The sequence below is a fragment of the Deltaproteobacteria bacterium genome (assembly GCA_026388545.1).
Lineage (GTDB): Bacteria > Desulfobacterota > Syntrophia > Syntrophales > UBA2185 > JAPLJS01.
Genome location: JAPLJS010000046.1, coordinates 16,400 through 42,384 on the forward strand (window position 1 = coordinate 16,400; position 25,985 = coordinate 42,384).

17 protein-coding genes and 1 pseudogene are annotated in these 25,985 nt (G+C 45.3%); 8 read left to right on the plus strand and 10 right to left on the minus strand.

Annotation, left to right across the window (positions count from 1 at the left end; genetic code table 11):
- The first annotated feature begins 12 nt into the window (after nt 1-12).
- The 3 genes from NTW12_04945 to NTW12_04955 are packed head-to-tail and all read left to right on the plus strand — an operon-like array spanning nt 13 to nt 1,805.
- Entirely contained in the window at nt 13-774 is a 762-nt protein-coding gene (locus NTW12_04945) for a slipin family protein (protein MCX5845693.1), read from the plus strand.
- Between the two features lie 30 nt (nt 775-804).
- Nucleotides 805-1,131, plus strand: a complete 327-nt coding sequence (locus NTW12_04950) for a DUF5668 domain-containing protein (protein MCX5845694.1) — start codon at nt 805-807, stop codon at nt 1,129-1,131.
- Nucleotides 1,132-1,139: 8 nt separating this feature from the next.
- Nucleotides 1,140-1,805 (plus strand): MtnX-like HAD-IB family phosphatase, encoded by a 666-nt coding sequence (locus tag NTW12_04955; GenBank protein MCX5845695.1) that lies wholly within the window; start codon nt 1,140-1,142, stop codon nt 1,803-1,805.
- Nucleotides 1,806-1,916: 111 nt separating this feature from the next.
- Here NTW12_04955 and NTW12_04960 read toward each other — a convergent pair whose 3' ends face one another.
- Nucleotides 1,917-3,287, minus strand: a complete 1,371-nt coding sequence (locus NTW12_04960) for a hypothetical protein (protein ID MCX5845696.1) — start codon at nt 3,285-3,287, stop codon at nt 1,917-1,919.
- 242 nt (nt 3,288-3,529) lie between these two features.
- Between NTW12_04960 and NTW12_04965 the strand changes: the two genes are divergently transcribed.
- Nucleotides 3,530-5,566, plus strand: coding sequence for an SUMF1/EgtB/PvdO family nonheme iron enzyme (locus NTW12_04965; GenBank protein MCX5845697.1), 2,037 nt, complete (start codon nt 3,530-3,532; stop codon nt 5,564-5,566).
- 121 nt (nt 5,567-5,687) lie between these two features.
- Here the strand turns inward: NTW12_04965 and lepA are convergent, their stop codons facing one another.
- From lepA to NTW12_04980, 3 genes are all read right to left on the minus strand, one after another.
- Complete coding sequence (gene lepA, locus NTW12_04970) at nt 5,688-7,484, minus strand: translation elongation factor 4 (GenBank protein MCX5845698.1); 1,797 nt, start codon at nt 7,482-7,484, stop codon at nt 5,688-5,690.
- Nucleotides 7,485-7,555: 71 nt separating this feature from the next.
- Entirely contained in the window at nt 7,556-8,230 is a 675-nt protein-coding gene (locus NTW12_04975) for a nucleoside monophosphate kinase (protein ID MCX5845699.1), read from the minus strand.
- Nucleotides 8,231-8,453: 223 nt separating this feature from the next.
- Nucleotides 8,454-8,657, minus strand: coding sequence for a zinc ribbon domain-containing protein (locus tag NTW12_04980; protein MCX5845700.1), 204 nt, complete (start codon nt 8,655-8,657; stop codon nt 8,454-8,456).
- A 368-nt stretch (nt 8,658-9,025) separates the two neighbouring features.
- Between NTW12_04980 and NTW12_04985 the strand changes: the two genes are divergently transcribed.
- The 3 genes and pseudogenes from NTW12_04985 (at nt 9,026) to NTW12_04995 (ending at nt 14,247) form a co-directional block, all read left to right on the plus strand.
- Complete coding sequence (locus NTW12_04985; protein MCX5845701.1) at nt 9,026-10,723, plus strand: YgiQ family radical SAM protein; 1,698 nt, start codon at nt 9,026-9,028, stop codon at nt 10,721-10,723.
- Nucleotides 10,724-11,238: 515 nt separating this feature from the next.
- The gene (locus NTW12_04990) at nt 11,239-12,282 is read left to right on the plus strand and encodes an MBL fold metallo-hydrolase (protein ID MCX5845702.1); all 1,044 of its coding nucleotides are present in this window, start codon (nt 11,239-11,241) and stop codon (nt 12,280-12,282) included.
- A 783-nt stretch (nt 12,283-13,065) separates the two neighbouring features.
- Nucleotides 13,066-14,247, plus strand: a pseudogene (locus NTW12_04995) (pyridoxal phosphate-dependent aminotransferase).
- Here the strand turns inward: NTW12_04995 and NTW12_05000 are convergent.
- The 6 genes from NTW12_05000 to NTW12_05025 all read right to left on the minus strand — a co-directional run bounded on the left by NTW12_05000 (nt 14,244) and on the right by NTW12_05025 (nt 25,228).
- Nucleotides 14,244-14,516 (minus strand): acylphosphatase, encoded by a 273-nt coding sequence (locus NTW12_05000; GenBank protein MCX5845703.1) that lies wholly within the window; start codon nt 14,514-14,516, stop codon nt 14,244-14,246. The pseudogene NTW12_04995 and the gene NTW12_05000 sit on opposite strands and share 4 nt — an antisense overlap.
- Before the next feature lie 146 nt (nt 14,517-14,662).
- Entirely contained in the window at nt 14,663-16,693 is a 2,031-nt protein-coding gene (gene ligA, locus NTW12_05005; GenBank protein ID MCX5845704.1) for an NAD-dependent DNA ligase LigA, read from the minus strand.
- An 8-nt stretch (nt 16,694-16,701) separates the two neighbouring features.
- Nucleotides 16,702-16,971 (minus strand): hypothetical protein, encoded by a 270-nt coding sequence (locus tag NTW12_05010; GenBank protein MCX5845705.1) that lies wholly within the window; start codon nt 16,969-16,971, stop codon nt 16,702-16,704.
- Between the two features lie 35 nt (nt 16,972-17,006).
- Nucleotides 17,007-18,041, minus strand: coding sequence for a response regulator (locus NTW12_05015; protein MCX5845706.1), 1,035 nt, complete (start codon nt 18,039-18,041; stop codon nt 17,007-17,009).
- Between the two features lie 65 nt (nt 18,042-18,106).
- Nucleotides 18,107-18,742 carry a response regulator gene (locus NTW12_05020; protein MCX5845707.1) on the minus strand — a complete coding sequence of 212 codons (636 nt, stop codon included), beginning with the start codon at nt 18,740-18,742 and terminating at the stop codon, nt 18,107-18,109.
- Between the two features lie 24 nt (nt 18,743-18,766).
- Nucleotides 18,767-25,228, minus strand: coding sequence for an AAA family ATPase (locus tag NTW12_05025; protein MCX5845708.1), 6,462 nt, complete (start codon nt 25,226-25,228; stop codon nt 18,767-18,769).
- A gap of 263 nt (nt 25,229-25,491) precedes the next feature.
- Here NTW12_05025 and NTW12_05030 point away from each other — a divergent pair, with 263 nt between their 5' ends.
- Nucleotides 25,492-25,977: a metallophosphoesterase family protein gene (locus NTW12_05030; GenBank protein ID MCX5845709.1), complete on the plus strand. Its 486-nt coding sequence runs from the start codon at nt 25,492-25,494 to the stop codon at nt 25,975-25,977.
- Nucleotides 25,978-25,985: the final 8 nt, after the last annotated feature.

The following is a 25,985-nucleotide window of genomic DNA, read 5'->3' on the forward strand; positions in this document are numbered from 1 at the left end:
GGGAGGGTGAGTATGTTTTCTTCTATTCCATTAATTGTATTAGTAGTCCTGGTAGTTATGTTTTTGGCGTCAGCCATCAGAATACTCAATGAGTATGAACGAGGCGTGATTTTTCGTCTGGGGAGGGTTATCGACATGAAAGGCCCCGGTATTATCATCCTGATACCTGTCGTTGACAGGATGGTCAAGGTGGATATGAGGACCATCACCATGGATATTCCTCCGCAGGACGTTATCACACGGGACAATGTATCAATTAAGGTCAATGCCGTCGTTTATTTCAGGGTAGTGGATGCGAACTCGGCTGTTATCGAGGTGGAGAATTATCTCTATGCGACCTCACAGCTTGCCCAGACAACCTTACGGAGTGTATGCGGCCAGTTTGAACTTGATGAAATTTTGTCGGAAAGGGAAAAGATCAATTTAACTCTGCAGGAAATACTGGATCGCAGCACCGATCCTTGGGGAATCAAGGTCTCACTCGTTGAGGTCAAGCATATCGACCTGCCGGAGGAGATGAAACGGGCCATTGCCAAACAAGCCGAAGCGGAGAGAGAACGTCGGGCAAAAGTCATCAATGCCGAAGGCGAGTTCCAGGCCGCCCAGAAGCTGATCGAAGCTGCAGCCCTTATGGAAACGCAGCCGATGTCCTTACAGCTCAGGTACCTGCAGACCTTGAATCAGATTGCAACCGAGAACAACTCGACAATACTCTTTCCCATTCCCATCGATCTGATAAAACCTTTTTTAAGTCTTGCAGAGAGGCAAAAATAAATTTTATTTCCGGAAAAGGATTGAGTACACGTGGAAGCAAAAGATAAAAGGCATATCCTGACAGGCGGCATGATTCTCATTACACTCGGAGTTCTCATTATCCTGAGCAATATGAATATCTACGGGTTCGATAAAAGCTGGCCCATACTGCTGATCGTAATTGCAGTGGGTACATTGATGCAGCGCGTCAAAGATATTGGTGGGTGGTTTATCGGTACTGCCGGAGTGATTTTCCTGTTTGTGAAAAACTGGGGGTATGATCTTCATGTAATTGCGAGATATCTCCTCCCGATTCTCCTTATTCTCGTCGGTATTAACGTTGTGATTAAACAGTATAAGAAAAAGCAACAGTCATGAATGGTGGTATGAAGAAGCCAAGGATTTTGGTTCTGTGCGACTTTGACGGGACTGTCTGCACAGTGGATATGGGAAATGAGATCCTCAACCGCTTTACCGGTAAGGGATGGGAAGAGATCGACCGTGCCTACTGTGCGAATGAGATCGGCTCACGGGATGCCTACACACAGGTGAGCTCTCTTTTCAAGGGCGCTAGGTTACAAATGTTGGAGTTCGTCGGGGCATATGAAAGGATAGATCCGTACTTTTCGGATTTTTATCAGTTTTGCAGGGAAAAAGGAGTCGATGTCAAGATCGTCTCGGACGGTCTTGACTTCTACATCGATGCGATCCTGAAAAAGCATAATCTCCAAGTCATTGAATTCTTTTCGAATGTGGTAGTATTTCGGGACGATACTACTCTTTCTATAGAATTTCCCCGAATGAACGATCAATGTGAGAAGTGCGGCACCTGCAAAAGCGGTGTCCTCATAGAGCATCGCAAATGTTATGATCGTGTCATCTATATAGGTAATGGCCATTCAGATGTTTGTCCTGCAAAGAACGCAGACCTCGTCTTTGCGAAAGATGTCCTGTACGAGAGCTGCAAGAAGAATGGTACGGCATGTGTGTATTACGAAAATTTCAATGATATTCGGGTTTATATGGATAAGACAGTTTTTTTGAAATATTAAAACGAAACAATTCACTTGTAAATTTTGCTTGTACCATGAAGTGTTCGTTATAAAATCGAACGATTGTCTTTGTCGGAATTGTCATGACAAATGGATTGATTATGACGGATTTCATTTCCTTCGTCGCACAAGGCGTTTTCGTACAACTTTTACTCGCTTTGGACTAAGGTTTTGACGGTGTTGGCATGTCGCTCTGGGGCACTTTAGGATCGTCTCTCCGGATATATCGGTTACTTCAATTAAAAATTGGTTTTTGCATCGACCGCATTCGATATGATGTGGTTTACCCCAGCTTATAAAATTGCAGTTTTCGTCAGAGCAGTTGTAAAAAATCTTGCCGGTTGACGTGGTTTGTTCTTTCAGTACAGTTACCTTGCATATCGGGCAAGTGAGCGACAGGTCTTTTTCAAAAGCGGCAATTTGATCTGCGATAATATCATCGGTTGTGATGATTTCATCTCCAACTCTTTCTTCAATAGGCTGGGAATCTTCTTCATTTTCAGTGATAAATATAACCTTCCCATGATCGACCGCACCATCGTGAGGGGCCGCCCGAATTATTTGTTCGGTTTCTGAGGCCGACCCTTCGAGCGCAGCAACACTGCGTTGTTCGGTGATAATTATCCCCTGGATTTCCTTGTACGTGTCCCGGGCATTTACATCCAATAAGAGAGAATGTTCAGTTCCGTTCAAAAGCTCGACAGGCTGCTCCTCTTTATTTGCTTCTGATTTACAGATTGTCTCGGGTAGGTTCTCTTCTTTCGGGAGAATATCATCAACTTTAATCCGATGCATGACACCACCGCCCGAAAGTACCTTGAGACTGCGTCGAGGGCATGATGATTCGATAGACTCCTGGGAACTTTTATCCCGGCTATACCATTCTGCCAATATCTGTTCCCGGTTTATTCGTTTTTGCTGATGAACTGTTTGGGATATCGGTGTTGTATCGGTATTGATAGAAGGAGATACTTCTGCAGATTTCTTTCTTGAAAAAGGAACTCCGTGATGTTTCAGGGTCTGGTCGAATCGTGAAATTGCCGATTCAATATCAGTGCGCCCGGTCGTAACTTCTGCTATTGTTTGTCCCACGTACGCGAAGAGGTTTATTCCCGGCATTTTGGGAAAAATACGGTCTAACAGACGGACCATCGTAATAGTAGTTTGCCGGGAAAAGAAACGACCGTCAGAGTCAACTTCAATGTACCCTTTCTGAATAATATCCTCAAGAGCAGTTTTCAGAAACTCATCGGGTTCAATACATAGATCGGCAGTTTCATTAAAAAGTAATTCATGAGTATACCTCTCCAGTTCTTCTGAAGGGGAGTTTTCGATTTCAATTTCTCGTCCGCCAAGTAGTACTAGACATCCGATAATTGCCAGATTCAAGGGGATTCCCCCGATACCCTGTTTTGTTCCTATCAAACGTTCAAAATGTTGACCTAGAATTTCATCAAATCGACACCTTACTGTGTCTTTCATACGCTTACTCCATCAACGGTCAATGATTTGCTGCATAAGAGCCTTAAGACACCTGTAATTATTATCGTCAATTTTCTATTTAACATGAATCTTTTCTTTTATTTATAACATTATTTTTGTCGATCGCTTTCAAAATGCTGCTATGAATTAAAGAAAATAATGTAAAGATCGATATATATTTTATTAGAAAATATATAACACACTTCCATAATTGATACGATTTTTTCGAGCAGGAGATTTCAGTGGCTACAATAATAAAACTTAGAGACATTGACGAAGCCGTCAGCAACCTTAATTACAAAAACAAAGAGACCCTTAAATACAAACTTATACACGCCTTACGACAATACTACGTAGATGATAGTTCAGTTGATTTTCTTAAGAGTATTGATACTGAAGAACTGGTTAAGACACTGTGGCATACCGGTGAAGATCCTGGGTTAATCAAAGGCAAGAGAAAGAATCTAAGCAGTATCAAATCGGGTGTAAATGCGGATCTGAAAAAGCTTTATCAGGAAGGTAAAAACCCACAGGGGGTCGTCATCGGACAAAGTAACGTTTTTGATATGTCTGATGAGGCCAAAGACAAGGCTCTTGAAACGGTCGCCGGCGTTTTGAAAGACAAGGGAACTGATACCATTGGCAAAATTATAGAAGTCTTGAATACGGTAAACGATATATTGTCAAAATCCAGTTCTTTTTCAGGTAGTGAAGGTGGATTAGATCAACGAGACCGGATGAAGGACCTCATTTTTGATCTGTCCCGTAAGGTCGGATTTTCGTTACCCGGTGATACCAAAATGGGGCAGGGTACCGGTACCGGTACTGCTACTGGTACTGGATATGGGGCGATTGATGATGCTATTGGTATGGATGAGGGGAAGGGGCTTGCGGGCGCTATCGGGAGAGAGGCGGATGTTTCCGAAGAAGTGGCAGATGAGGTAGTAGACGAAGCGGAAGCTGATGTTCCCGGGGAAACGGCGGATGAGATATCAGAGGATGGAGTAATTGAGGAGATTGATCAAGCCCTCGAAGAGGAAGTAATAGAAGAGATCGTCGATGAGGTGGATGCTGATGTTTCTGAGGAAGTTACGGAAGCGATAGTCGATGAAGCGGAAGCTGATATTTCCGAAGAAGTGGCAGATGAGATATCAGAGGATGGAGTAAGTGAAAATATTACCCAAGACAGTGGTGAAGTCGGAGGAAAGGGTGTCTCGGAAGCGGTTCCGGCAGGAGGTCTAGAAGAGATAGAGGCCGATGGTGACAGTGATGAAGTTGAAAGTGATGATGTACTTGAAGAACAAGGAGAAGTTGTTTGGGAAGCCGTAGAGGAAGACCTTCGTAAGAAGGCTGAAACCTTAGCTAAACTTACAGAAGCGGCAAAAATTCTTGAAAGAATGGGGCCGGACTTCGACGAAAGCGTTTATTCTGAAAAAGAGATTAAGGAAAAAGCAACGCTCCTGTCCGAAGAGTTCGAGCGTGATCTCAGTATCCGGGAAAAGTTTTTCAACCAGCATATTTTGATAAAAGGCACTGAGTATCGTATAGGGAGCAATAATCTTGCAAAAAATGAGCTACCCGAGCAGAAAGTACGTCTTTCTGATTTTTATATAGGAAAATTTCCTGTCACAAATGCCCTGTTTGAGATCTTTGTGGAAAAAACCGGGTACAGAACAACCTCTGAGAGACACGGATACGGCTTCGTTTATACTCCCCGCGCACAGAGAGTGAAAGACGGTATAACCGGTGTGGAAACGTTTGTCTGGAGCAGCCACCTGCAATATAAAAAGGTAAAGGGGGCATGCTGGTATCATCCGAATGGTCCTGACAGTTCGCTGTATAATAAAAAAAGACATCCGGTAGTACAGGTGAGCATGGGCGATGCACGCGCCTTTGCAGCATGGACAGGCAAAAGAATACCAATGGAAAAAGAATGGGAGGCGGCTGCGCGAACCTCTCGTGGATACATCTACCCTTGGGGAAATCAGTGGAAGGATAATTCGTGCAATATTGAGAAAAGTTATTGCGGGGACACAACTCCCGTAGACAAATATCTTGAATCGGCAAACGATTTTGGGGTGGCTGACACCCTCGGAAATGTGCTGGAATGGACGCTTGATCACTGGGGTTCGAATCAATCTAAAGACAAGAATACAGAAATATACGTTGTGAAGGGTGGTAGCTGGATTTCAGACGTTTCACTCTGTTTATCCGGTCGTTATCCAATGGACAAAAAGATTGCATCAAATATCCTCGGTTTCAGATGTGTTGCGATTTGATTGTTTTGTATGCATCTAATAAGTATAGCTGACATCACAAATTATATTTTATTCATTGATATCATAGACAGGCGAGACGCCTGTCCTGCCTGTATACAGGTTGGGCGACCCGCCCGACACTCTAATCGTTATCGGTCTTCAGAACAGCCAGAAAAGCACTTTGCGGGATGCTGACCGATCCAACCATCTTCATCCGTTTCTTCCCTTTTTTCTGTTTTTCCAAAAGCTTCCGTTTTCGTGTAATATCACCTCCGTAGCATTTTGCCGTTACATCCTTGCGGAATGCCGAAATGGTGGTCCGCGCAACAATTTCCCCGCCTATTGCCGCTTGAATAGCGATTTTAAACATCTGGCGGGGGATCTCCTCTTTTAATCGCTCGCAGGCCTGGAGCCCTCTTGCACGTGCCCGGTCACGGTGGGTGATCTGTGACAGGGCATCGACTTTTTCTCCATTAACCAGAATATCAAGCAAAACGAGATTACTATCCCGGTAGTCGATAAGATCATAGTCAAAAGAACCATACCCCTGGGAGATGGACTTGAAGCGGTCATAAAAATCGAATATTACCTCGGCCAGGGGCATCTCGTAGATGAGTTCTACCCGGCCGGGACCGGTATAGTGTATGTTTGAGTTTACGCCTCGTTTGTCCATGCAGAGTTTCATTACTGCTCCAAGGTACCTTTCCGGCAGAAGCATGGTGGCCCGGATATAGGGCTCTTCAGATTTTGCAACGGAAGTTAGATCGGGATAGTTGGCGGGATTGTCTACATAAAGCATTGTCCCATCTTTCAGAGTAAACCGGTAGCGGACACTGGGAACCGAAAGAATGATGGATAGACCATATTCACGCTCGATCCTTTCCTGGACAATTTCAAGATGCAGGAGTCCCAGAAAGCCGCACCGGAAGCCCTGGCCTAAAGCTACGGACGAATCTTTCTGATACACGAAAGATGAATCGTTGAGCGTGTATTTTTCGAGGGAAGTGGTAAGATCTTCATAATCGTCAGATGCAATTGGATAGATAGACGCAAAGACGACGGGCTTTACTTCCTTGAAACCGGGAAGCGGTTTTTCACAGGGCCTCTCATTCAGGGTAATCGTATCTCCGATATGGACATCCGAGATTGTCTTTAAACCGGCAATGATGTAGCCAACCTCGCCGGATGAGAGCCTCTCACGCTTCTGGCGGGAAAGGAGAAAGTGCCCGACCTCTTCAACTTTGTAACTCGTATTGTTAAACATGAAGCGAATGATATCACCGCTTTTAACAGAGCCGTCAAAGACACGGCAGTTTATGACCGTTCCGCGAAAGAGGTCATACTTGGCGTCGAAAATAAGCGCAGACAGAGGGGCCTGTGGATTACCAGACGGAGGTGGAATCCTCTCCACAATTGCCTCTAAAATATCTTCAATCCCTGTCCCTTCTTTTGCAGAGCATTTCAGGTGAATGTCAGGATCCAGCCCGAGTTCTCTATCGATCTGTTCTATAACTTGTTCAATGTTTGCAGAGGGGAGATCGATCTTGTTGATAATGGGGATGATTTCGAGGTTGTGTTCCAAGGCAAGGTAGAGATTGGCTACGGTCTGTGCCTGTACGCCTTGGGCCGCATCGATCAGGAGGAGAACGCCTTCGCAGGAAGCTAAGGAACGTGAGACTTCGTAAGAAAAGTCCACATGTCCCGGTGTATCGATCAGATTAAGGTTATATGTGTTTCCGTTTTTCGCCCGATAGGGGAGAGAGATGGCCTGGCTCTTTATTGTTATCCCCCGCTCCCGCTCAATATCCATTGTATCCAATATCTGGTCTTTGCAGGTGCGTGCATCACTGACTCCGGTATACTCGATAAGCCGGTCGGCGAGGGTTGACTTGCCGTGGTCAATATGGGCGATAATACTGAAATTGCGTATGTTATTCATAATTTTACAGTCAAAAAAGCCTCCCCGTACATACATGGAAGGCTTCTTGAGAACTTTATTACAGAGGTTTACTATTTCAGCAATTCAAAGAGGTTCTTGGAGACCTCTTTAACGCCGGGAAGAGAATCCACCTGAATGACCGTTACTCTTTCTTTGAAGTAATTAACGGCAGCCTGTGTACCTTTTTTTATATCAAAATAGATGCTGTGTCTCTTATCAATGGCCGCTTCATCCTGATCATCAGCGCGGGATAACAAGCCTTCGCGGCCGCATACCCGGCAAAACAACTTGCCATCCTTCTCTACGGGTAGGTTTTCTTTAACATAAATATTATTTGGGTGGTTGTTGTCATTGGGACACAACCGCCTTCCCATGATACGCCTCTTTGCCATTTCCCTGCTGATTTCCAGCTCAATAACATAATCCAACGTGATCTTTTCCTTCCGGAGCGCAGTCCAGAAGGCCTCCGCCTGAGTTATATTCCGCGGGAATCCGTCTAACAGCCATCCATTTTTGCAATCATTTTCTTTCAGGCGGTTCAGAAGCATGGGTATGGTGACATCATCGGGAACCAGTTCACCCTTATCAATGTAGGCCTTTGCCTCTTTTCCCAACGCCGTCCCTTTCGAGATGTTCTCTCTGAAAATCACCCCTGTTTCTACCTGCGGCATTCCAAACCTTTCGCACAGGATCGCTCCAAATGTCCCCTTACCGCTGCCATTCGGTCCAAACATAAGAATATTCATTGTATTCGTCTCTTTCTGAAAAATATTTTTTCACGTATCGAAAAACTGTTCCTTTGTCATTTCAACTGAAACAAGAAATTGTAAATGACGTTAGGCTCATTTTTTCAAAGCTTACATTTTAAGATGTGATGCTTATAGTAAATTACGGTTTTTTTTACAATGAAAAAATATTGCCAGTCATTTCGTTGAAGTGGCAACCTGCCACACGTAATTAATGCGAGCCTCATGATCCACAGGATGTCGCCGCACAGGACGAGCAGCTTGCCGATGAAGTACTGCCAACCTTTCCGCCGAATATCGACATTAACTTCTCTGTCTTTTTTGATTTGCATGCGGGGCAGGATACTGCAAGGCTTTCATTGCTGGATCTGAATAATATCTCAAAAACGTTGCTGCATTTTTTGCATTTAAATTCGTAAATAGGCATATTTCACTCTTTTGTTTATGATCTTTCTATTTTCAAACCTTAGACACTGAACGCCTAAAAGTCAAGGGTATAAAGACAAATTGAGGTTACTCTGTTGGTTCATGTCTCTGCCTTCTACCAACATGGCATTACCCTGAATTGAACCATATTCTTTTATTCCTCAAACATGTATCAATCTTTCGAATATGCATGGGAACGATCACTAATCGTTAGTGACATAAGGTAATCAGTAGGCATCCCTGATTATGTCTGACAGATAGCGTCAATCTATTTATTTTCTTCTGTAGTCACCGTTTGACATAACCCAAAGGAAAGCGTAGATTACATTCAATATTCCCCCTCTGTGCCGGAGGATCTTGATTTAAAACATGTTCGTTCCAACAACAAGCGAGGAATTAAAAAAATTAAAGTGGGACAAGCTTGATGTAATTCTCGTTACCGGAGATACTTACATTGACAGCCCTTTTATCGGTGTTTCCTTAATTGGCAATGTTCTTGCCGGCGCGGGATATCGTGTGGGAATCATCGCCCAACCTGATATTCATAGCGATATTGATATCTGCCGGTTGGGAGAACCTCGCCTATTCTGGGGAATCACCGGCGGTTGTATGGATTCTCTGGTCGCCAACTATACAGCTACCAGGAAAAAAAGGCTGACCGATGACTTGACCGCGGGAGGGAAAAATAACCGCCGCCCCGATCGCGCTGTGGTTGTCTATTCCAATCTCATCCGGCAGTATTTTAAAAATACCAAACCGCTGGTGCTGGGCGGGGTAGAGTCAAGTCTGCGCCGCATCGCCCATTATGATTTCTGGTCTGATTCTATCCGCCGGTCGATTCTGTTTGATGCCCGTGCTGATATTCTTATCTATGGCATGGCCGAAAAGGCTATTCTTGAACTGGCGAAAAAACTAAACAGCGGACAGGAGACAAAAGACATTCGCGGCACTTGCTATATTTCATCAGCTCCACAGCCCGATTACACCGAATTACCCGCCTACGAGGAAGTTGTTACAAATAAAAAATCTTTCATGAAAATGTTCGATACATTTTATCACAATAATGATCCGTTGACCGCGAAAGGTTTGTTTCAGCAGCACGGCCCGCGTTACCTTGTGCAAAACCCGCCGCAACCAGCTTTGACTGTGGCTGAATTAGATCTATTATACGCTCTTGATTTCGCCCGCGATGTTCACCCTTATTACCGGACCTGGGGCAAAGTACGGGCAATGGAAACCATTAAATTTTCGATAACGACTCATCGCGGTTGTTTTGGTGAGTGCAATTTCTGTTCGATCGGTCTTCATGAAGGAAGAACTATAATCAGCCGCAGTGAGAAATCAATACTTGACGAGGCGAAAAAAATTACTGAGCTGCCCGATTTTAAAGGTTACATTCTGGATGCCGGCGGTTCCACAGCGAATATGTATGGTATTGATTGCCGGCGCAAGCAGACTCAAGGCGCCTGCCAGGACAAGAGATGTCTTTATCCGCAAGTATGTGCGTCCTTGAAAGCTGATCACAGCCGCCAGATTAATTTACTCGAACGCCTGCGTAAGATCAAAGGCGTCAAAAAAGTATTTGTAGCATCCGGTATCAGATACGATTTGCTTTTCAGCGATAAGAAGCATTGCGCAAGTTACATGCAGGGGCTGATCAAACATCATATTTCCGGCCAGTTGAAGGTGGCGCCGGAACATACTGCTCCACGTGTCCTGAAGCTGATGGGTAAGCCGCAGGCTAAGTCATTGACAGACTTCAAACAGCTTTTTGAAAAAATGACTGAATCATCAGAGCAGAAACAATTTCTTACTTATTACTTTATTGCTGCCCATCCGGGATGCGAAGAAGAAGATATGCGCGAACTTAAATCTTTCGCCACCAGAGAGCTGAAAATTAATCCGCAGCAGATACAGATATTTACACCACTTCCTTCCACTTATTCCGGGCTGATGTATTTTACCGGAATTGATCCCTTTACCGGCAGGAAGATTTTCGTGGAAAAGAATATCGCGAAAAAACAGAGGCAAAAAGATATTGTTGTTGGAAGAAAAGTTAGCAAATAGGATTAGATCGTTTGACAACTTCGTAAAAAGTCAAATAGCATCAAGAACATCATTCCGGCGAACACCCTGATAACCTGAAGGTTACGCGAGGGCACGAGAGCCGGAATCCAGTGTATCAATTTTTCGAATATGCATGTGAACGACCAGCAATCGTTAGTGACATCAGTTAATCAGTAGACATCCCTGATTATGTCTGACAGATAGCGTCAATCTATTTATTGTTTTCTTCCTGTAGTCTTGTTTTTGGCAATTTTCTTCAGAATGCAACATTTCAAATGAAACTCAGCAATGTAAGGCAAATTACGGAATCGAATTTTCCCTTTGACTGTCCGTGCAGATGAGAGTATGGTTTACTATCCCTAATTAATCTAACAACCTAACATCTAGCCTTTTGGAGTGTGGTATGAGAGCGTGCTTCCGAAAGGTACCAATATGAAGCCTCCACGGGGACATCAATGTCCTTATGGGGGCTTTTCTGTATCTGATTTTTGTGAATTCAAAATTGGAGGTGGGTTATGAAAGACGGAATGGACCGCAGAGAATTTCTGAAGTTTTCCATCGCAACGGGTGTGCTTATCGCGGCAGGAGATGAAATAATAGAAAGCGTGATGGCACAGGCTAACAGGGGAGTCACCGAAGTAGATAAGTTGACTGTTTGGGTGGTGACGGACAATTACTATGATGCGAATAGACGGGACAGCAAGATCACGAAGAGGTACCGTGTGGGGCCCGGCAAGTCGATCCACGCCGAACACGGGCTCTCTTTTTATTTGGAGACGGTGGTCAACGGGAAGAAGAGCACCTGCATGTACGATTATGGACTCTACCCGGTGGGCGTGATGAATAACATAGCATTGCTGGGTCTTGACATTGGAAAGACAAATGCCTTCAGCCTGAGCCATGGCCATTATGATCACTTTATGGGTGCAGTCAGTATCCTGAAACAGAATCAGTCACGGATCGCCGGAGGGACGCCATTCTATGTAGGTGAGGAGGCTTTTGCGCGGAGATACAAGCTCAATCCCGGAGCAACTGAGCTTGCAGATATCGGACAGCTGAGGAAAGAAGATATCGAAGCTCTGGGGCTGAAGGTTGTGGAGGTGAAAACCCCGATAGAGATCGTCCCCGGCGCATACTTTACCGGGAAAATCGAGCGAGTTACAGCCTATGAGAAAGCGCCGACGAACTTAAAAATAAAGCGCGGCGAAAAGATCGAGAACGATACTTTTCCGGGTGAACAAGGTCTCTTCTTCAATATAAAAGGAAAAGGCCTGGTGGTTCTTTCCGGTTGTGCGCATGCAGGGATCGTTAATACAGTCAAACAGGCGCAAAAAGTTGCTGGCATAGACAAGGTCCACACGGTAATGGGAGGTTTTCATCTCATTAATGCGAAGCCTGAGGTCATCCAGAATACGGTGGCCGATATAAAAGCGATGAAGCCGGACTATATCCTGCCGACCCATTGCACTGGATTCGAAGCAATCGTATCCTTCAGCAGGGAGATGCCGAACGAATTCATTCTTAATACTGCTGGAACCAAGTATTCCTTTGGGGCGTAAGCGTCAAAACGGGATATAGGCGTATTCCGCGCCAAGGGTCAGCAAAGGGGGCAAGAACTGGTCAACTTCGGCTAAAAGGCTGATGCGATACAGAGGGTAGGATCGTGGACCATAATGAAAACCAAGAAAGGGGGATAGGCAATTTCTCGATAAGAACAGCCTGTCTCCCTCGGGTACCTCTTACCTAAGTCACATTGCCTTTCTCACTTTCCAATGGAAATGAACAAATCTTGATGTGCTATTGACCCGCTCTTTGTAGGTGGATACAGCGATTTTAAATAGCAACCCGATGTGAAAAATGTTGAAGGGAATATTTCTTGACTGTAAGTGTAATTTCTTGAACCAGGGATACTATAAGCCATTGAACTCGATATTGATTTAAAGAAACGTGGACCGGAACATCCATGTCCTGAACTTCATAAAAAAGTCTTCAATTCAGTATTTTCTTAAAGAAGACGTAACTTCGCAATCGTAATACTTCCAAATAAACCCGAAGGGTGCAATCAGAAAATCCGAAACATTCCTGGATTCAATCTTTAGCAGGTATGACTGGGAGGTGGCTATATTTCTGAATTCTCGCCTTTGCGGGAATCACAGGGAGGCGGATAGATTTGTAGTTTCCTGCCTGTGCGAGAAAGACAAGGGAATGATTGGAAATGACTGTATTTAAGCATTTAGTAGCCGGAGCAATAATTTGAGGCAATTCGTCATATTGACGTAACAGGCATGCTGTGTTAATGACCTGCGAGATACATTGCATTCGCATGCGTTGAGGAGTTCATTATGCCTATTTCCAGAAAAGTGCACGGATATATTTCTCAGTCTTCATGGATCAGAAAGATGTTTGAGGAGGGGAACCTCTTAAAGAAGCAATACGGGGCCGGGAATGTATTTGATTTCAGCCTCGGTAATCCAAGCGTCGAGCCACCGGTTGAGTTTAAGGAAACGCTCCGCAAGATTGCAGGAGAGGATCTTCCCGGCATTCATGGATATATGTCAAATGCGGGATACCTGGAGACGAGAGAGGCTATTGCCGCGTCTGTCAGCAAAGAACACGGTATGTCTCTGAATGCCGATCACGTTATTGTAACCTGCGGCGCAGCAGGGGCGCTCAATGTGATTTGTAAGGATTTCCTTTAGCCGGGCGACGAGGTTCTTATTCCCACGCCATGTTTCCTGGAATACCGGTTTTATGTCGATAACGCAAACGGCGTTGCAACATTCGTAAAGACAAAAGCCGATTTTTCCCTCGATCTCAATGCGATACGAGATGCTCTTACGGAAAAGACAAAGATATTCCTCATCAATTCTCCCAATAATCCGACGGGGAAAGTGTACGATGAAGCATCGATACGAGGGCTTGCTGAACTTTTGGAAGAGAGGAGCAGGGCATACGGCAGGGATATTTACCTTGTATCAGACGAGCCCTACAGAGATATTGTCTATGACGGCGTCACGGTCCCGAGCTTATTGAAGGCCTATAGAAACAGCATGATTGCCACTTCCTATTCGAAAAGTCTTTCCCTTGCCGGTGAAAGGATTGGATATTTAGCGGTAAATCCGGGCATATCCGATTTTGAAGAGGTTATGAGCGGCCTGATTCTGTACAACAGGACTCTCGGTTTTGTCAATGCCCCTGCACTTATGCAGAGGGTAATAGCAAAGATACAGGGCGTGAAGATTAATGTGGGGGAATACTGGAGGAAGAGAGAGCTCCTCTGCGACGGCCTTTCATCCTTAGGTTATGAATTTTCAAGGCCGGATGGGAGCTTTTACCTCTTTCCCAGGACACCGATTGAAGATGATATTGAATTTGTCAGGGCGTTGCAGAAGAGGCGAATACTGACGGTTCCCGGCAGCGGTTTCGGAGGGCCGGGGTATTTCAGGATTGCATTTTGTGTTGATGATGCCACCATCATAAATTCAATGGAGGGTTTTGGAGAGACGTTTACGGAATACCGTTAGGTGATAATGCGAAAGTCCCGGAATTCTCCGGTATAGGTTTGCTCGCTCGCTTCGAGTTCATTGACAATAGCGTGCGGTGGTCCTTTTTTACACCATTCCAGCATTGACTGAACATTTGTATCTTCCCCTTCAAAGACGATTTCAACTCTGCCATCGGGAAGATTTCTTACCCATCCGGTTAGTTTTAAAGCCAGGGCGGTCTCTCTGGTATATGCCCGGAAGAAGACGCCCTGGACCCTCCCGGAAACGATAACGTGCATCCTATTCATTTCTTTACTTCTTGCCCAATGTCAATGACTTAAGAATGTTGTCTCTTTAAGTCCCCCTTCGTAAAGGGGGATTCAGGGGGATTTTTTTACGATGGTTCGTAAAATCTCCCCCAACCCCTCTTTAGAAAAGAGGGGAGTCAAAGTGCTTAAGTCAATGACATTGAATTCTTGCCAATTAGATTCAAAAATTCTTCCTCATCAAGGATCGTAACACCCGATGCTTTCGCTTTATCAAGTTTTGATCCGGGTGATTCACCGGCAACTAAGTAATCGGTATTATTAGTGACGGAATCAGTGGTTAAAGCCCCAAGGGATTCAACAATCCGCTTAGCTTCATTTCTTGTCAGTTTAGTCAGTGTTCCTGTAAAAACGAAGGATTTTCCAGAGAGGATTGCAGTTTCAGGCTGAACCATTTCCATGGGTTTGACCCCAGCCGCCCTGAATTTCTCGATTACTTTGATATTGGATGGCTCGCTGAAAAATCGGGTAATACTACCGGCTGCCTCGGGACCGATGTCTCTGATTGCCGTCAGGTCGTTTTCTGTTGCCTGGATGAGTCTGTCAAGCGTCATGAATGACCTGGCGAGGACTCTGGCCATATGCTCTCCTACATGCCTGATCCCCAGCGCAAAGAGAAATTTTTCAAGGGATGGTGATTTGGACCGTTCTATGGCGGCAAGGAGGTTGTTTACTGATTTTTCTGCCATCCTGTCAACGGTGAGCAATTGATCTTTCGTCATAAAATAGAGATCGGCCGGGTCTTTTATTGTGTTAGTATTCACCAACTGCGAGACAAGTTTATCGCCAAGTCCCTCAATATCCATCCCGCCGCGAGAGGCAAAGTGAGCAATATGTTCTTTGATCTGGGCAGGGCAGGCCATGCCGATGCACCGATAGGCCGACTCACCTTCAAGGCGAACAACCTCTGAGCCGCATTGCGGGCAGGCGGCGGGTATGACAAATTTAGTTTCCGTGTCCCTTCTCTTTGATTCAATTACCTTTACAACCTCCGGGATTACATCTCCCGCTCTCTGAATAATGACGGTATCACCTATGCGAATATCCTTTTTATCGATCTCATCCTGGTTATGGAGGGTAGCCCGGCTGACGGTAACGCCACCGACCCGGACCGGTTTTAAAATGGCTACCGGCGTCAATACACCGGTTCGTCCGACCTGAACGATTATGTCTTCTATGACCGTTGTTTCATGGGTTGCCGCAAATTTGCAGGCGACGGCCCATCGGGGACTACGAGAAACAGCGCCCAGACGTTCCTGAATGCTGAGATCGTCTACTTTGATTACGACGCCATCGATTTCGTAGGGAAGCTCACGCCTGATATCGTTGATATGATGATAGTACCGGATGCACTCATGGATATCTTTGGCCTGTTGAACATAAGGGTTGACGTTAAATCCCCATTGAGAGAGGGTTTGTAAAACCTCCCAGTGGCTCTTAAAGGTGACACCTGTGGCCATGCCGATGCCGTAACAGAAGATATTCAAGGGTCTTTTCGCCGTGATCCTTGAATCCAGCTGCCGCAGTGACCCTGCAGCCGCATTTCGGGGATTGGCAAATGAATGATCACCTTCCTCCAGTCTGCGTTTATTAAGCCTTTTGAACGAATCGATTCCTATATATACTTCTCCTCTGATTTCGATTGTTTCAGGGATAAGGGAATTCTTACCTTCATTTATTCTCAGGGGGATCGTGTGAATGGTTTTGAGATTCTGAGTTATTACCTCCCCCAGTGTCCCATCTCCTCTCGTCAGTCCGACATCAAAGATACCATTGTTATAGATGAGGTTTACGGCCACTCCGTCGAGTTTCGGTTCAACGACAAAGGTTATATTTTCGGTTGTTCCTGAGGATCGCTTGAGACGCTCATTGAAATCAATAATATCTTGCTCGGAAAAGGCATTGGCAAGGCTGAGCATTGGCGTACTATGGGCAAGGGTTTCGAATTTTTCCAGGGGCGCCGCCCCGACGCGCTGTGTGGGAGAGTCGGATACGTCAATTTCCGGAAATTGATATTCCAGATCGATAAGTTCCTTCATGAGGCGATCGTATTCGACGTCGGTTATTTCCGGGTCATCAAGTTGATAATAACGCAGGTTATGGTAATTGACTAAAGTCCGGAGCTCTTCAATTCTCTTAACGGCAGTATCAGTGTCCATCTCGTTTTTTACTTGACCAGTTTCAGGTCCGGCTTTCCTTTTGGCGGTCTTTCCGGTTTGTTCTGCTTTTTCTGCAGATTGAGGATATTCTCATTGAATATATGATTCTTCACTCTCATGGAATTGATGATAAAAAAAATTATAACCGCCTTTTCCCATTCCCTCGATGTATCGAAATGCTCCATCTTTTTCTTATATTTATCCCATAAACCGGTGAGGGATGCCTCATCAAGATTGAGGATGGTTTCTGCCATTTTATCTAATGCGGATTCAAGCATGATTACGATTACCTTTTATTGGATTTTTTAAATAGTTACGATAGCTTTGAAAGAGAGGATTGAAGATTTTCTTTCTTTTTTTGAAGGCCGAGTTTACTTCTTATATTTTTCCTGTGAAAATCAACGGTCCTTCCGGAGACATTCAGCAACGCTGCTATGTCTTTGCTGATCTTTCCCTCTTTGATAAGATTCGCGACCTGAATTTCCTTGGAAGTAAGGTTTAGATATTTTGAGGACAACGTTTGTGAAAACGAAGATGTAATATTTTTAAGATTTGATTCGATGATATTTACGTATACTGCGGCTTTGGTTTCTTTTAAAATGGTCTTTTTCAATTTTTTAATATGGGGCATAATGAGGTTCTTGATATTTGCCATTACCCACTCTTCGAGAGATTTTTTATCTGCTTGCCTCTGGTTGAGCAAAACTTTCAGGGCGGTATTGAATTCCTCAAGCTTCTGGGATTTGAGCTCCAAATTCACCTCTGTGCGCTTACGCTCTTCAATTTCTTCACTCAGTTGACGGTTTTTCAGCAAGAGTTCGGTAGTTCGCTCCTCTACCATCAATTCTAAATTCTCGTTTGCTTGCCGCAGGGCCTCTTCTGCTTGCCGTTGTTCCGACAATGTTGCAGTTAGTCGGGAAATCAGGTATTTTTCATTGTCTTTTTTTTTCTTCAACTCTACATGTGTACGGACCCTGGCAAGTAATTCAGCAGAGTTAAAGGGTTTTGTCACATAATCCACAGCTCCTGCATCGAATCCCTTCACGATGTCTTCAATTTCATCCTTCACGGTTAGAAATATGACGGGAATGTCCATTGTGCTCGCTAATCCCTTCAATGTTCTACAGACTTCAAAACCATCCATTCCGGGCATCATTACATCCAAAAGAATAAGATCGGGCAAAATCTTCTCGACATTATCCAAAGCCTGTCTACCGTTCATGGCAACCACGGTCTGATATCCTTCCATGCTGAGGGCCGTCGCCATGATTTGAATCTCTATCCGGGTGTCATCAACAATCAAAACAATTGGTCGTTTCGGTTCTGAAGGAATACAATCATTGTTCATCGTTTAACGGCTCCTCGAACATATTACCATTTTCTTCACTTTATTGTGCTCCATATTCGGCATAATTAATCCTTCAATACTCTTGAAGCAAACGCAGGGTAGATTTTTTTTATGCAGTCAGGGCAAACACCGTGGGTGAATCGTACATCAGAATGGTTCGAAAAATACTGTTCCAACTGTTGCCAGTATCCTTCATCATCCCTGATCTTTTTGCATCCGGAACATATGGGGAGAAGGCCGGATAGTTGCTTGATCTCCGCCAAGGCGGCCTCTAGTCTCGATACCAGTTCCTTTTCACGGTCTCTCTTTTTCTTCAACTCCACATGGGTCCTGACCCTGACAAGTAATTCCGAAGAGTTGAAGGGTTTTGCCACGTAATCTACAGCCCCGGCTTCAAATCCATGCACGATATCTTCCGCTTCGGTCTTCGCCGTTAGAAAAATAACGGGAATCTCCATCGTATTTCTAGATCCCTTCAATATTCTGCAGACATCAAACCCGTCCATCTCAGGCATTACGACATCAAGAAGAATAAGGTCAAATATGATTTCCCCGACCTTTTTGAGAGCGGTTCTTCCATCTTGGGCAAAGGCCATCCGGTAACCTTCATTTTGCATTATATTTGCGATTACTTGTATATCTTGGGGAACATCATCGACTATCAATATACTGCAATTATTATCTTGCTTAACGTGCGTCATTGCGTTTCTCCATATGAAAAAAATCTACTTCAGTGACTTTATTTTATCAACAAGTTCCGGAAAAGAGTTTAGGAGAAGGTTAATATTTTCGATGTCGTAACTACTAACGTGCGCAATCAGGTCGTCTCCGAATTTCTCCAGGTGTTTTAGACCGTAGTTTTCTCCCTGTGCTTTTACATGCAGTCCGAATCTGCTGATTTCATCAAAAAATCCTCGCTGTTTTGCAATCTCCCATAATGGTATACTCTCCTCTTCAAGCCGTATGATCGCATCCTTAAGCGCTGCTGGATTATTGAACGCCCATTTAATGTCCCCAAGATCTTTAACAACTTGTTCAGTTATCTCTGTACCAGAATATTCGAAACTTTTAACTGATTCTACCACTTGCGTCAAGAAGTGTTCGAAAGTCTCTAAAAGGTTGTCAAGCTTTCCCGGAATTTGTTGCTTAATTCCCTTTTCCAGTTCAGAGGCAGACCTCTGCAGATCCTTGGCTGATAAATTACCGGCCACCCCTCTTATGGTATGTGTCAATCGTACTGCTGTCTCTGTATCTTTACGATTCAGTGCGGCTTTAATCTCATCTGTCATACCGGCATAATCACGGGAAAACATTTTTAATAGCTTGGCGAACAGTTTCCTGTTTCCACTTAGTCTTTCCAGCCCGGATACAATATCGATACCGGGTAGAGTATCGGGAAGACCCGGGTCATTTGCCTGAATATTTACTTCATCACATACTGCTGCAGGCTCATCACACCAAACGTGTAACCGGGGTCTCACCCATCGGTTGAGGACTGAGAACAACGCCCCTTTGTTTATCGGCTTTACAACATAATCATTCATTCCCGCCGCCAGACATTCCTCGCTTGCTCCCTGCATGGCATGGGCTGTCATCGCGATGATCGGTAGCTTCGTGTAGCGGGGATCATCGCGGATCACACGGGTTGCTTCATATCCGCTCATTACAGGCATCTGAACGTCCATGATCACTGCGTCATAGTCACATGCACGAATCGTTTCCACTGCTTCTCTGCCGTTATTCGTCACATCAACCACCAAACCGGCGCTCTCCAGAATCTCTTTTGCCACCTGTTGATTGATAATGTTGTCCTCAACCAAGAGTACCCGTGCACCGATGATGCTCGTAATCAACTCAGGTTGGGTGACATCTTTTTTTTTCTTCTTCTGCTCGTCATCCGACCGCCGGGTAAAGTCCGCCGTAAAATAAAAGGTGCTCCCTCTACCAGGGGTGCTTTCAACCCAGACCTCACCACCCATCACCTCAACAAGTCGTTTGCAGATGCTGAGCCCTAAACCGGTACCGCCATATTTCCTGGTTACGGAACCATCCAACTGGGTAAAGGTATCGAAGATTTTCTTCAATGAATCTTGGGGTATCCCGATACCGGTATCCCTGACGGCAAACCGGAGCCGGACAGTTTGAGCTTCCATCTTTTCCAGACAAACCATAATCGTAACATCCCCTGTGTCGGTAAACTTGATCGCATTGTTGATCAAATTGATTAGTATCTGCTCAAGTCGTAAGGGATCTCCGACCAGGATTGAAGGTACATCCCCGGTATTCGAAAAGTTCAATTTTATTCCCTTCTCAGCGGCCCTGTCGGAAAACATACTGTAGAGATGATCCATAATACTTTCCAGTTCGAATTCCTTATGATCAAAATCCAACTTGCCCGCCTCGATTTTGGAAAAATCGAGTATGTCACTGATGATACCCAGGAGGTTCTGGGAGGAAACGTATATCTTATGTAAATAATCATGCTGCTTGTCCGATAATTCTGTCTCCAATGCGAGATTGGTTAATCCGGTGATGGCATTTAAAGGGGTTCTGATTTCGTGGCTCACGTTGGCCAGAAAGGTGCTCTTGGCACGGTTTGCGGCTTCGGCAACGCGGTAAGCTTCTTCGGCGGCGTCTTTTGCCTGAAGAAGCTCTATCTGCGCCTTTTCGCGATCTGCGATTTCTTGTTTCAGAAGAATATTGGTTTTTGATAGCTCGGCGGTCCTTTTTTGGACGCGCATTTCCAATTCATCATAAAGCATGGCATTGGTAAGCGAAATCGCTATCTGACCGGAAAGAAGGTGCAATATTTCTAACCGCTCCGGGGTAAAGGCGTTTGTGGTCAGGTTGTTTTCCAGGTAAAGAATACCACTCAACTGGCCCTGATGAAGCAACGGCATACAGATAATGGATTTTGGTTTTCGAGCCAAAATATCGGGGTCAAGCGTGAAGGTGCCGTTGTGGGAGGCATCTGCCAAGACCACGGTTTCTCTGGTTCGGGACACATAATTGATAATGGAGACGGGGACTTCTTCATTGATCGACCATCGTCCATTTTTTTCCAATACAAGAAAGGCTCGTTGCGCACCTGCGTTCTCGATGAGGATCGACATCAACTTGTCTACCAGCCGATTCAGCACGATCTCGCCGGAAATGGCTTGCGAGGCTTTGATCACACTGTTAAGATCAAAGGCGCTGGCGATTTGTTGCTGGGTAGTGAATGTGATTGCAGGTTTTGAGGTGACATTGTCGCGGCCCGCCGTTGCCTGGGCTAACACCTCGGAATAGCGCGCTTCCAAATCCTGCACCTTGGCCAAAGCCCCCCAGCGCAAATAGGCGTAGCGGGCATCATGCAAGTAACCTTGAGCGATCTTTGTTTGACTTCGCGCAAGATAGAATTTACCCGCGAGTTCATAAGCCAGGGCTTCATCATTGAGAAATTCGTTTTCGTGCGCCAGAGCAATGGCTTTATCGTAATACCCTCCGGCTTCCTCGTGGCGGCCTAAAATGCGGGCACACTCTGCCGCTACCAGAGTGAACTTGTGCATATTATTCATCGGGGCATGATGCGCCCACTTGGAAAGCTTCTTCTGGTTAAGGCTGACCTTTTTCAGGATGCGTTTTTGTTCAGCCCTTGAAGAGGAACCATAGACCGCTATCCGGGCAAGTGAATCGTAAAGACATAAGTAGGGTTCATTTACTGATGCCAACGCTCCTCCTATATGTCTTTCGGCTGCGTTTGCATCTTCAATGGCTTGAGGGAACTGTTCAAACTGATAATTGCCGAGAAGATTACAGAAATGTGTATACAAAGCAAATACTTGGTCATTCACTTGCTCCTGCGGCAGAATACACTTTTCGTCAACACTTTTGAAAATTATCCGGTGTGAGGTTTCACTTCTCCCCAGTAATTTCAAGACAAGCCGGTGAAAAGGTTCAAAGAAGCGTAAAGGCGACTCTTGTTTGAGCTGACGTACGGCATTACTGAATACGGTCATGTCACGCTCGACTTCCTCCAGTTGCCTGCCGACGAAGAATGAGCGGACACAGTAGGAGTGGATGCAACGAGACGCAAACTCTACGTCTCCGGTTTCCAGGCCGCTTTGATATCCCTCACGCAAAGGGGTTAATGTTTCCCAAATAGATTCCTTCCAATGTCTTATGAAGGCATTAAATGCAAAAAGAGTCCTGGTTTTGAGTCTTGTGGCGTTGATCTGTTCCAGCATACGTGAGGCGAGCCTTCCGAAACGATAACCGCCGTCAATATCTCCTGTTACTCCGCAGAGTATCGTGCCGTACGCAACATAGGCAAATGCAGACTCGGCAGCAGTGCCGTATCTTATAAATAAAGTGATCCCTTTAAACGCTATCAATGGCATCAGGTTGGGAGCGGCAATATAAGTTGCAGATCCGATTTTTGCCAGGATGCGCATTGCGGCCAGCTTATGGGGGTCGGTCATAGCAGGAAGGTAAATCAAATCATCAATATGCTTTCCCGCCAAAGCCATCTTAGTCCTCAGCAATCCGAATAAGATATGTAGTTTATTGGGCCTTTGTGGAATCTTTACCCCCAATAGTTTAAGTATATAGAGCGCAATTTGCACAGCTTCCATCTGTTTGTTTTGAGCTATACAGGCCTGAATCTTGACCTCATACACTTTCACTTCGTCTATCAATGTCTTGGCATTTTTTAGCACAGCCTCTGCCAAGCTCTCCATGGCCTCAAAGTTTCCGCTGAGATAGGCCGCTTCAGCTGCCTCGACGTACAGCGTCAAGGACAAATCATACTGTGTTTCCCATCCATCCCTTCTCAAAAGTTCAATGCCTGACTGCAAGTAGGAGAATGCCGGATCATAAGCCGCAGAGGATTTTGCCTTCTGCCCAGCCAGCAGATTCAATTCAGCCCATTCCTCGCGAATGGTCTGATCTTGAATCAGTTCCCGTCCCTGGTTCAATTGATTGACAATATCAAAGATCCGTGCATCGCGCTCAGAGGGTGATGCATTCCGCAGCAGAAGCTGGCCCACCTGCATGTGGATGGCCTGTACTTCTTCCCTGGAAATGAGCGAATAGAGTGCCTGATGTACCCGGTCATGCGCAAACTTATATTCGACGATAACTTCATCCGCCAACCCCTCCATCTCCAGTGATACAAACTTATAGGTCTTGCTCAGCGGTAAGACCATCCCGGCAGTTAATGCCGGCCATAAATCAGCCGCTGTCTCACTTGGCGACTTTTTATACACATCCGCCAATATCTTCAGGTCAAATTCATTGCCGATACAGGCCGCTAGTTTTAATGCCTGCTGTGTCTCCGAATGCAACTGCTGCACCTTGCCCGCAATCAAGTCGACTACGTTATCCGTGATGCCCTGTGCCTGGATTTGTGCCAATTCCCACTGCCAGCTGCCGTGTTGAAAGTCAAACACAATGAGACCTTCATCATAAAGGTTTTTCAAGAACTCAAGCAGAAAGAAGGGGTTACCGCCGGTTCTCGCCAGCACCAATTCTGCCAATGGCGTGGCTTGGTCGATAGGGCAGTGTAGGGTATCGGTTATCATCCTGGTGACATTCAGTAAATCCAATGGTGCGAGGGTAATGGCATTTACCGTCAATCCGGATTTTTTAATCTCTTCCACCGTCTGCATGAGGGGATGGGTCGGGCTTACATCATTATCACGGTACGATCCGACGAAGAACAGACATTTGCTTTCAGGAGTCATCAGGAGAAGCTCTATTAACTTCAATGACGCCACATCGGCCCATTGCAGATCGTCGAGGAATATCACGAGGGGATGTGCAGGTTTTGTGAATACCCGGATAAAGTTTTGAAATACAAGACCAAAGCGGTTTTGCGCTTCTATCGGGGCCAGCGCAGGCACGGCAGGCTGTGGACCGATGATCAGCTCCACTTCAGGAATTACCTCAAGTATTACTCCTCCGTTTGGTCCCAGCGCCACCTGGAGCTTCTCGCGCCAATCCGTGATAGCCATTTCGCTTTCAGTTAAAAGCTGCCGGATAAGCGAACGAAACACCTGAATCAATGCTGAGTATGGGATGCTGAAATGTAACTGGTCAAACTTGCCGGAGATGAAGTAGCCGCGCCGGAGCGTCACCGGCTTGTAAATTTCCTGCACCAAGGCCGTCTTGCCAATGCCGGCATAGCCCGAAATCAGCATCATTTCGGCAGGCCCTGCACTGATTCGCTCGAAAGCGGTAAGCAATGCCTCAATCTCTCGCTCTCGCCCGTACAACTTCTGGGAAATCTGAAAGCGGTCAGAGACATCACGTTGTCCAAGCGGGAATGGCTCAATCTTCCCGGCGGTCTGCCACTGTTGAAGACATTTTTCCAGGTCGGCAAGAAGGCCGTGTGCAGATTGGTAGCGATCTTCGGCATCTTTAGCAAGAAGTTTTAAAACAAGATCAGAGACTGCCATGGGGATATCCGGCTTGAGTTCATGAGGGGCGGCAGGTTGCTTGGCGATGTGGCAGTGCACTAATTCCAATACATCGCCGGTCGGGAAAGGTATCTGTCCCGTCATCAATTCATAAAATGTTGCTCCCAGCGAGTAAAAGTCCGTGCGATAGTCAACCGCCCTGTTCATACGCCCCGTCTGCTCCGGAGAGAGATACGCCAATGTGCCCTCCAACATGTGCGGGTTGCTGAAAGTTGGATTTTCCCTTGAGAGGGAGGTTGAAATGCCAAAGTCGATGATTTTGACCTGGCCGTTATTCTTGTTGAAAATGATATTAGAGGGGTTTATATTTTTATGAATGATTTGCCTCTGGTGGATCTGGGCGAGGGACTTGGTCACCTGGATGGCAAGGGGTAAGAATGTGGCCAGCCCGTTAGCCGGCAGAGTTGTCTCTCCGTTATTCATCCAACGATCCAACGAAATACCGCCGAAATCTTCCGAGACTATTACAAAGCTAAGATGATGTTTCTCTATACTGTAAGTAGCTACAACCCCGTCTACTGGATCTTTGGCGCAGGGCCCGGAATTCAAGCCGTGAGCGATTTCGTACTCCCGTTTGAATTGAGCGATTCGTTCCGGCAAAGGATACTCTTCTCTCAAGGTTTTAAGGATAACAGAAAGATTATCGGCCATCCGATAGGCACGAAAGACAAGAGAATTGTTGCTTTCATAAAGCGTTTCGCGAATTTTATAGCCTGAGATTGTGAGCATAGGAGTTAGTGTAAGATAATAAAATTTTCATGGTATCTATCATAATTCATTTAAAAATACCATCTTTCGTATATCAGGTGAAAATTGTCGATTGAGGAGTTTGTTGCAGTGATGAAGATATGAGAACGATTTACATAAATCATGCGGTAATGAGGGATGCGGTGTAACTTAGGCTTTCGGACTTTTTATAAAGTCGTCAAATAATGCTTGTCTTTTTATGCTGTATCTATATAATTCGTGCACACTAAGGGGAGGGGTAAATCGTGAAAGTAGGCGTCATATCAGATACTCATCTTACCGGCTATGACGAGAGACTCAGGCGTCTTTTCGATGATTATTTTTATGATGTTGACCTGATTCTGCATGCAGGAGATTTGGTTGATATAAAAGTACTTGATGCATTTGCGGGAATAGATGTAAAAGCGGTATGTGGCAATATGGATCAACCTTCCGTCAGACAGTTCCTCCCTGATCGGCTGATTCTCAACCTGAACAATTTTAAGGTTGGGCTCATTCATGGATGGGGAATGCCTTTCGGTATTGAAAATAAGCTCGTGAAAGAAATAGGGCATGTGGATTGTCTGGTTTACGGTCACACGCATCGGCCGGTAAATGTAGTTAGGGAGGGGATACTCTTTTTCAATCCCGGATCAGCAATGGATAAAAGATTTGCATCTCGGAATACTGTCGGCATCCTTGAGATTGGGGAAAAGATTAAAGGGGAAATTATGGAACTTAATGATTTATAAGGTTTCTT

What these genes read in the sequence shown, in the direction of transcription:
- lepA (MCX5845698.1), bottom strand. Translation starts at nt 7,484, where the DNA reads ATGAATAACATACGCAATTTCAGTATTATCGCCCATATTGACCACGGC.
- NTW12_04945 (MCX5845693.1), top strand. Translation starts at nt 13, where the DNA reads ATGTTTTCTTCTATTCCATTAATTGTATTAGTAGTCCTGGTAGTTATG.
- NTW12_04980 (MCX5845700.1), bottom strand. Translation starts at nt 8,657, where the DNA reads ATGCCTATTTACGAATTTAAATGCAAAAAATGCAGCAACGTTTTTGAG.
- NTW12_04985 (MCX5845701.1), top strand. Translation starts at nt 9,026, where the DNA reads ATGTTCGTTCCAACAACAAGCGAGGAATTAAAAAAATTAAAGTGGGAC.
- ligA (MCX5845704.1), bottom strand. Translation starts at nt 16,693, where the DNA reads ATGGACACTGATACTGCCGTTAAGAGAATTGAAGAGCTCCGGACTTTA.
- NTW12_05000 (MCX5845703.1), bottom strand. Translation starts at nt 14,516, where the DNA reads ATGAATAGGATGCACGTTATCGTTTCCGGGAGGGTCCAGGGCGTCTTC.
- NTW12_05010 (MCX5845705.1), bottom strand. Translation starts at nt 16,971, where the DNA reads ATGCTTGAATCCGCATTAGATAAAATGGCAGAAACCATCCTCAATCTT.
- NTW12_05015 (MCX5845706.1), bottom strand. Translation starts at nt 18,041, where the DNA reads ATGAACAATGATTGTATTCCTTCAGAACCGAAACGACCAATTGTTTTG.
- NTW12_04990 (MCX5845702.1), top strand. Translation starts at nt 11,239, where the DNA reads ATGAAAGACGGAATGGACCGCAGAGAATTTCTGAAGTTTTCCATCGCA.
- NTW12_05025 (MCX5845708.1), bottom strand. Translation starts at nt 25,228, where the DNA reads ATGCTCACAATCTCAGGCTATAAAATTCGCGAAACGCTTTATGAAAGC.
- NTW12_04955 (MCX5845695.1), top strand. Translation starts at nt 1,140, where the DNA reads ATGAAGAAGCCAAGGATTTTGGTTCTGTGCGACTTTGACGGGACTGTC.
- NTW12_04975 (MCX5845699.1), bottom strand. Translation starts at nt 8,230, where the DNA reads ATGAATATTCTTATGTTTGGACCGAATGGCAGCGGTAAGGGGACATTT.
- NTW12_04960 (MCX5845696.1), bottom strand. Translation starts at nt 3,287, where the DNA reads ATGAAAGACACAGTAAGGTGTCGATTTGATGAAATTCTAGGTCAACAT.
- NTW12_05020 (MCX5845707.1), bottom strand. Translation starts at nt 18,742, where the DNA reads ATGACGCACGTTAAGCAAGATAATAATTGCAGTATATTGATAGTCGAT.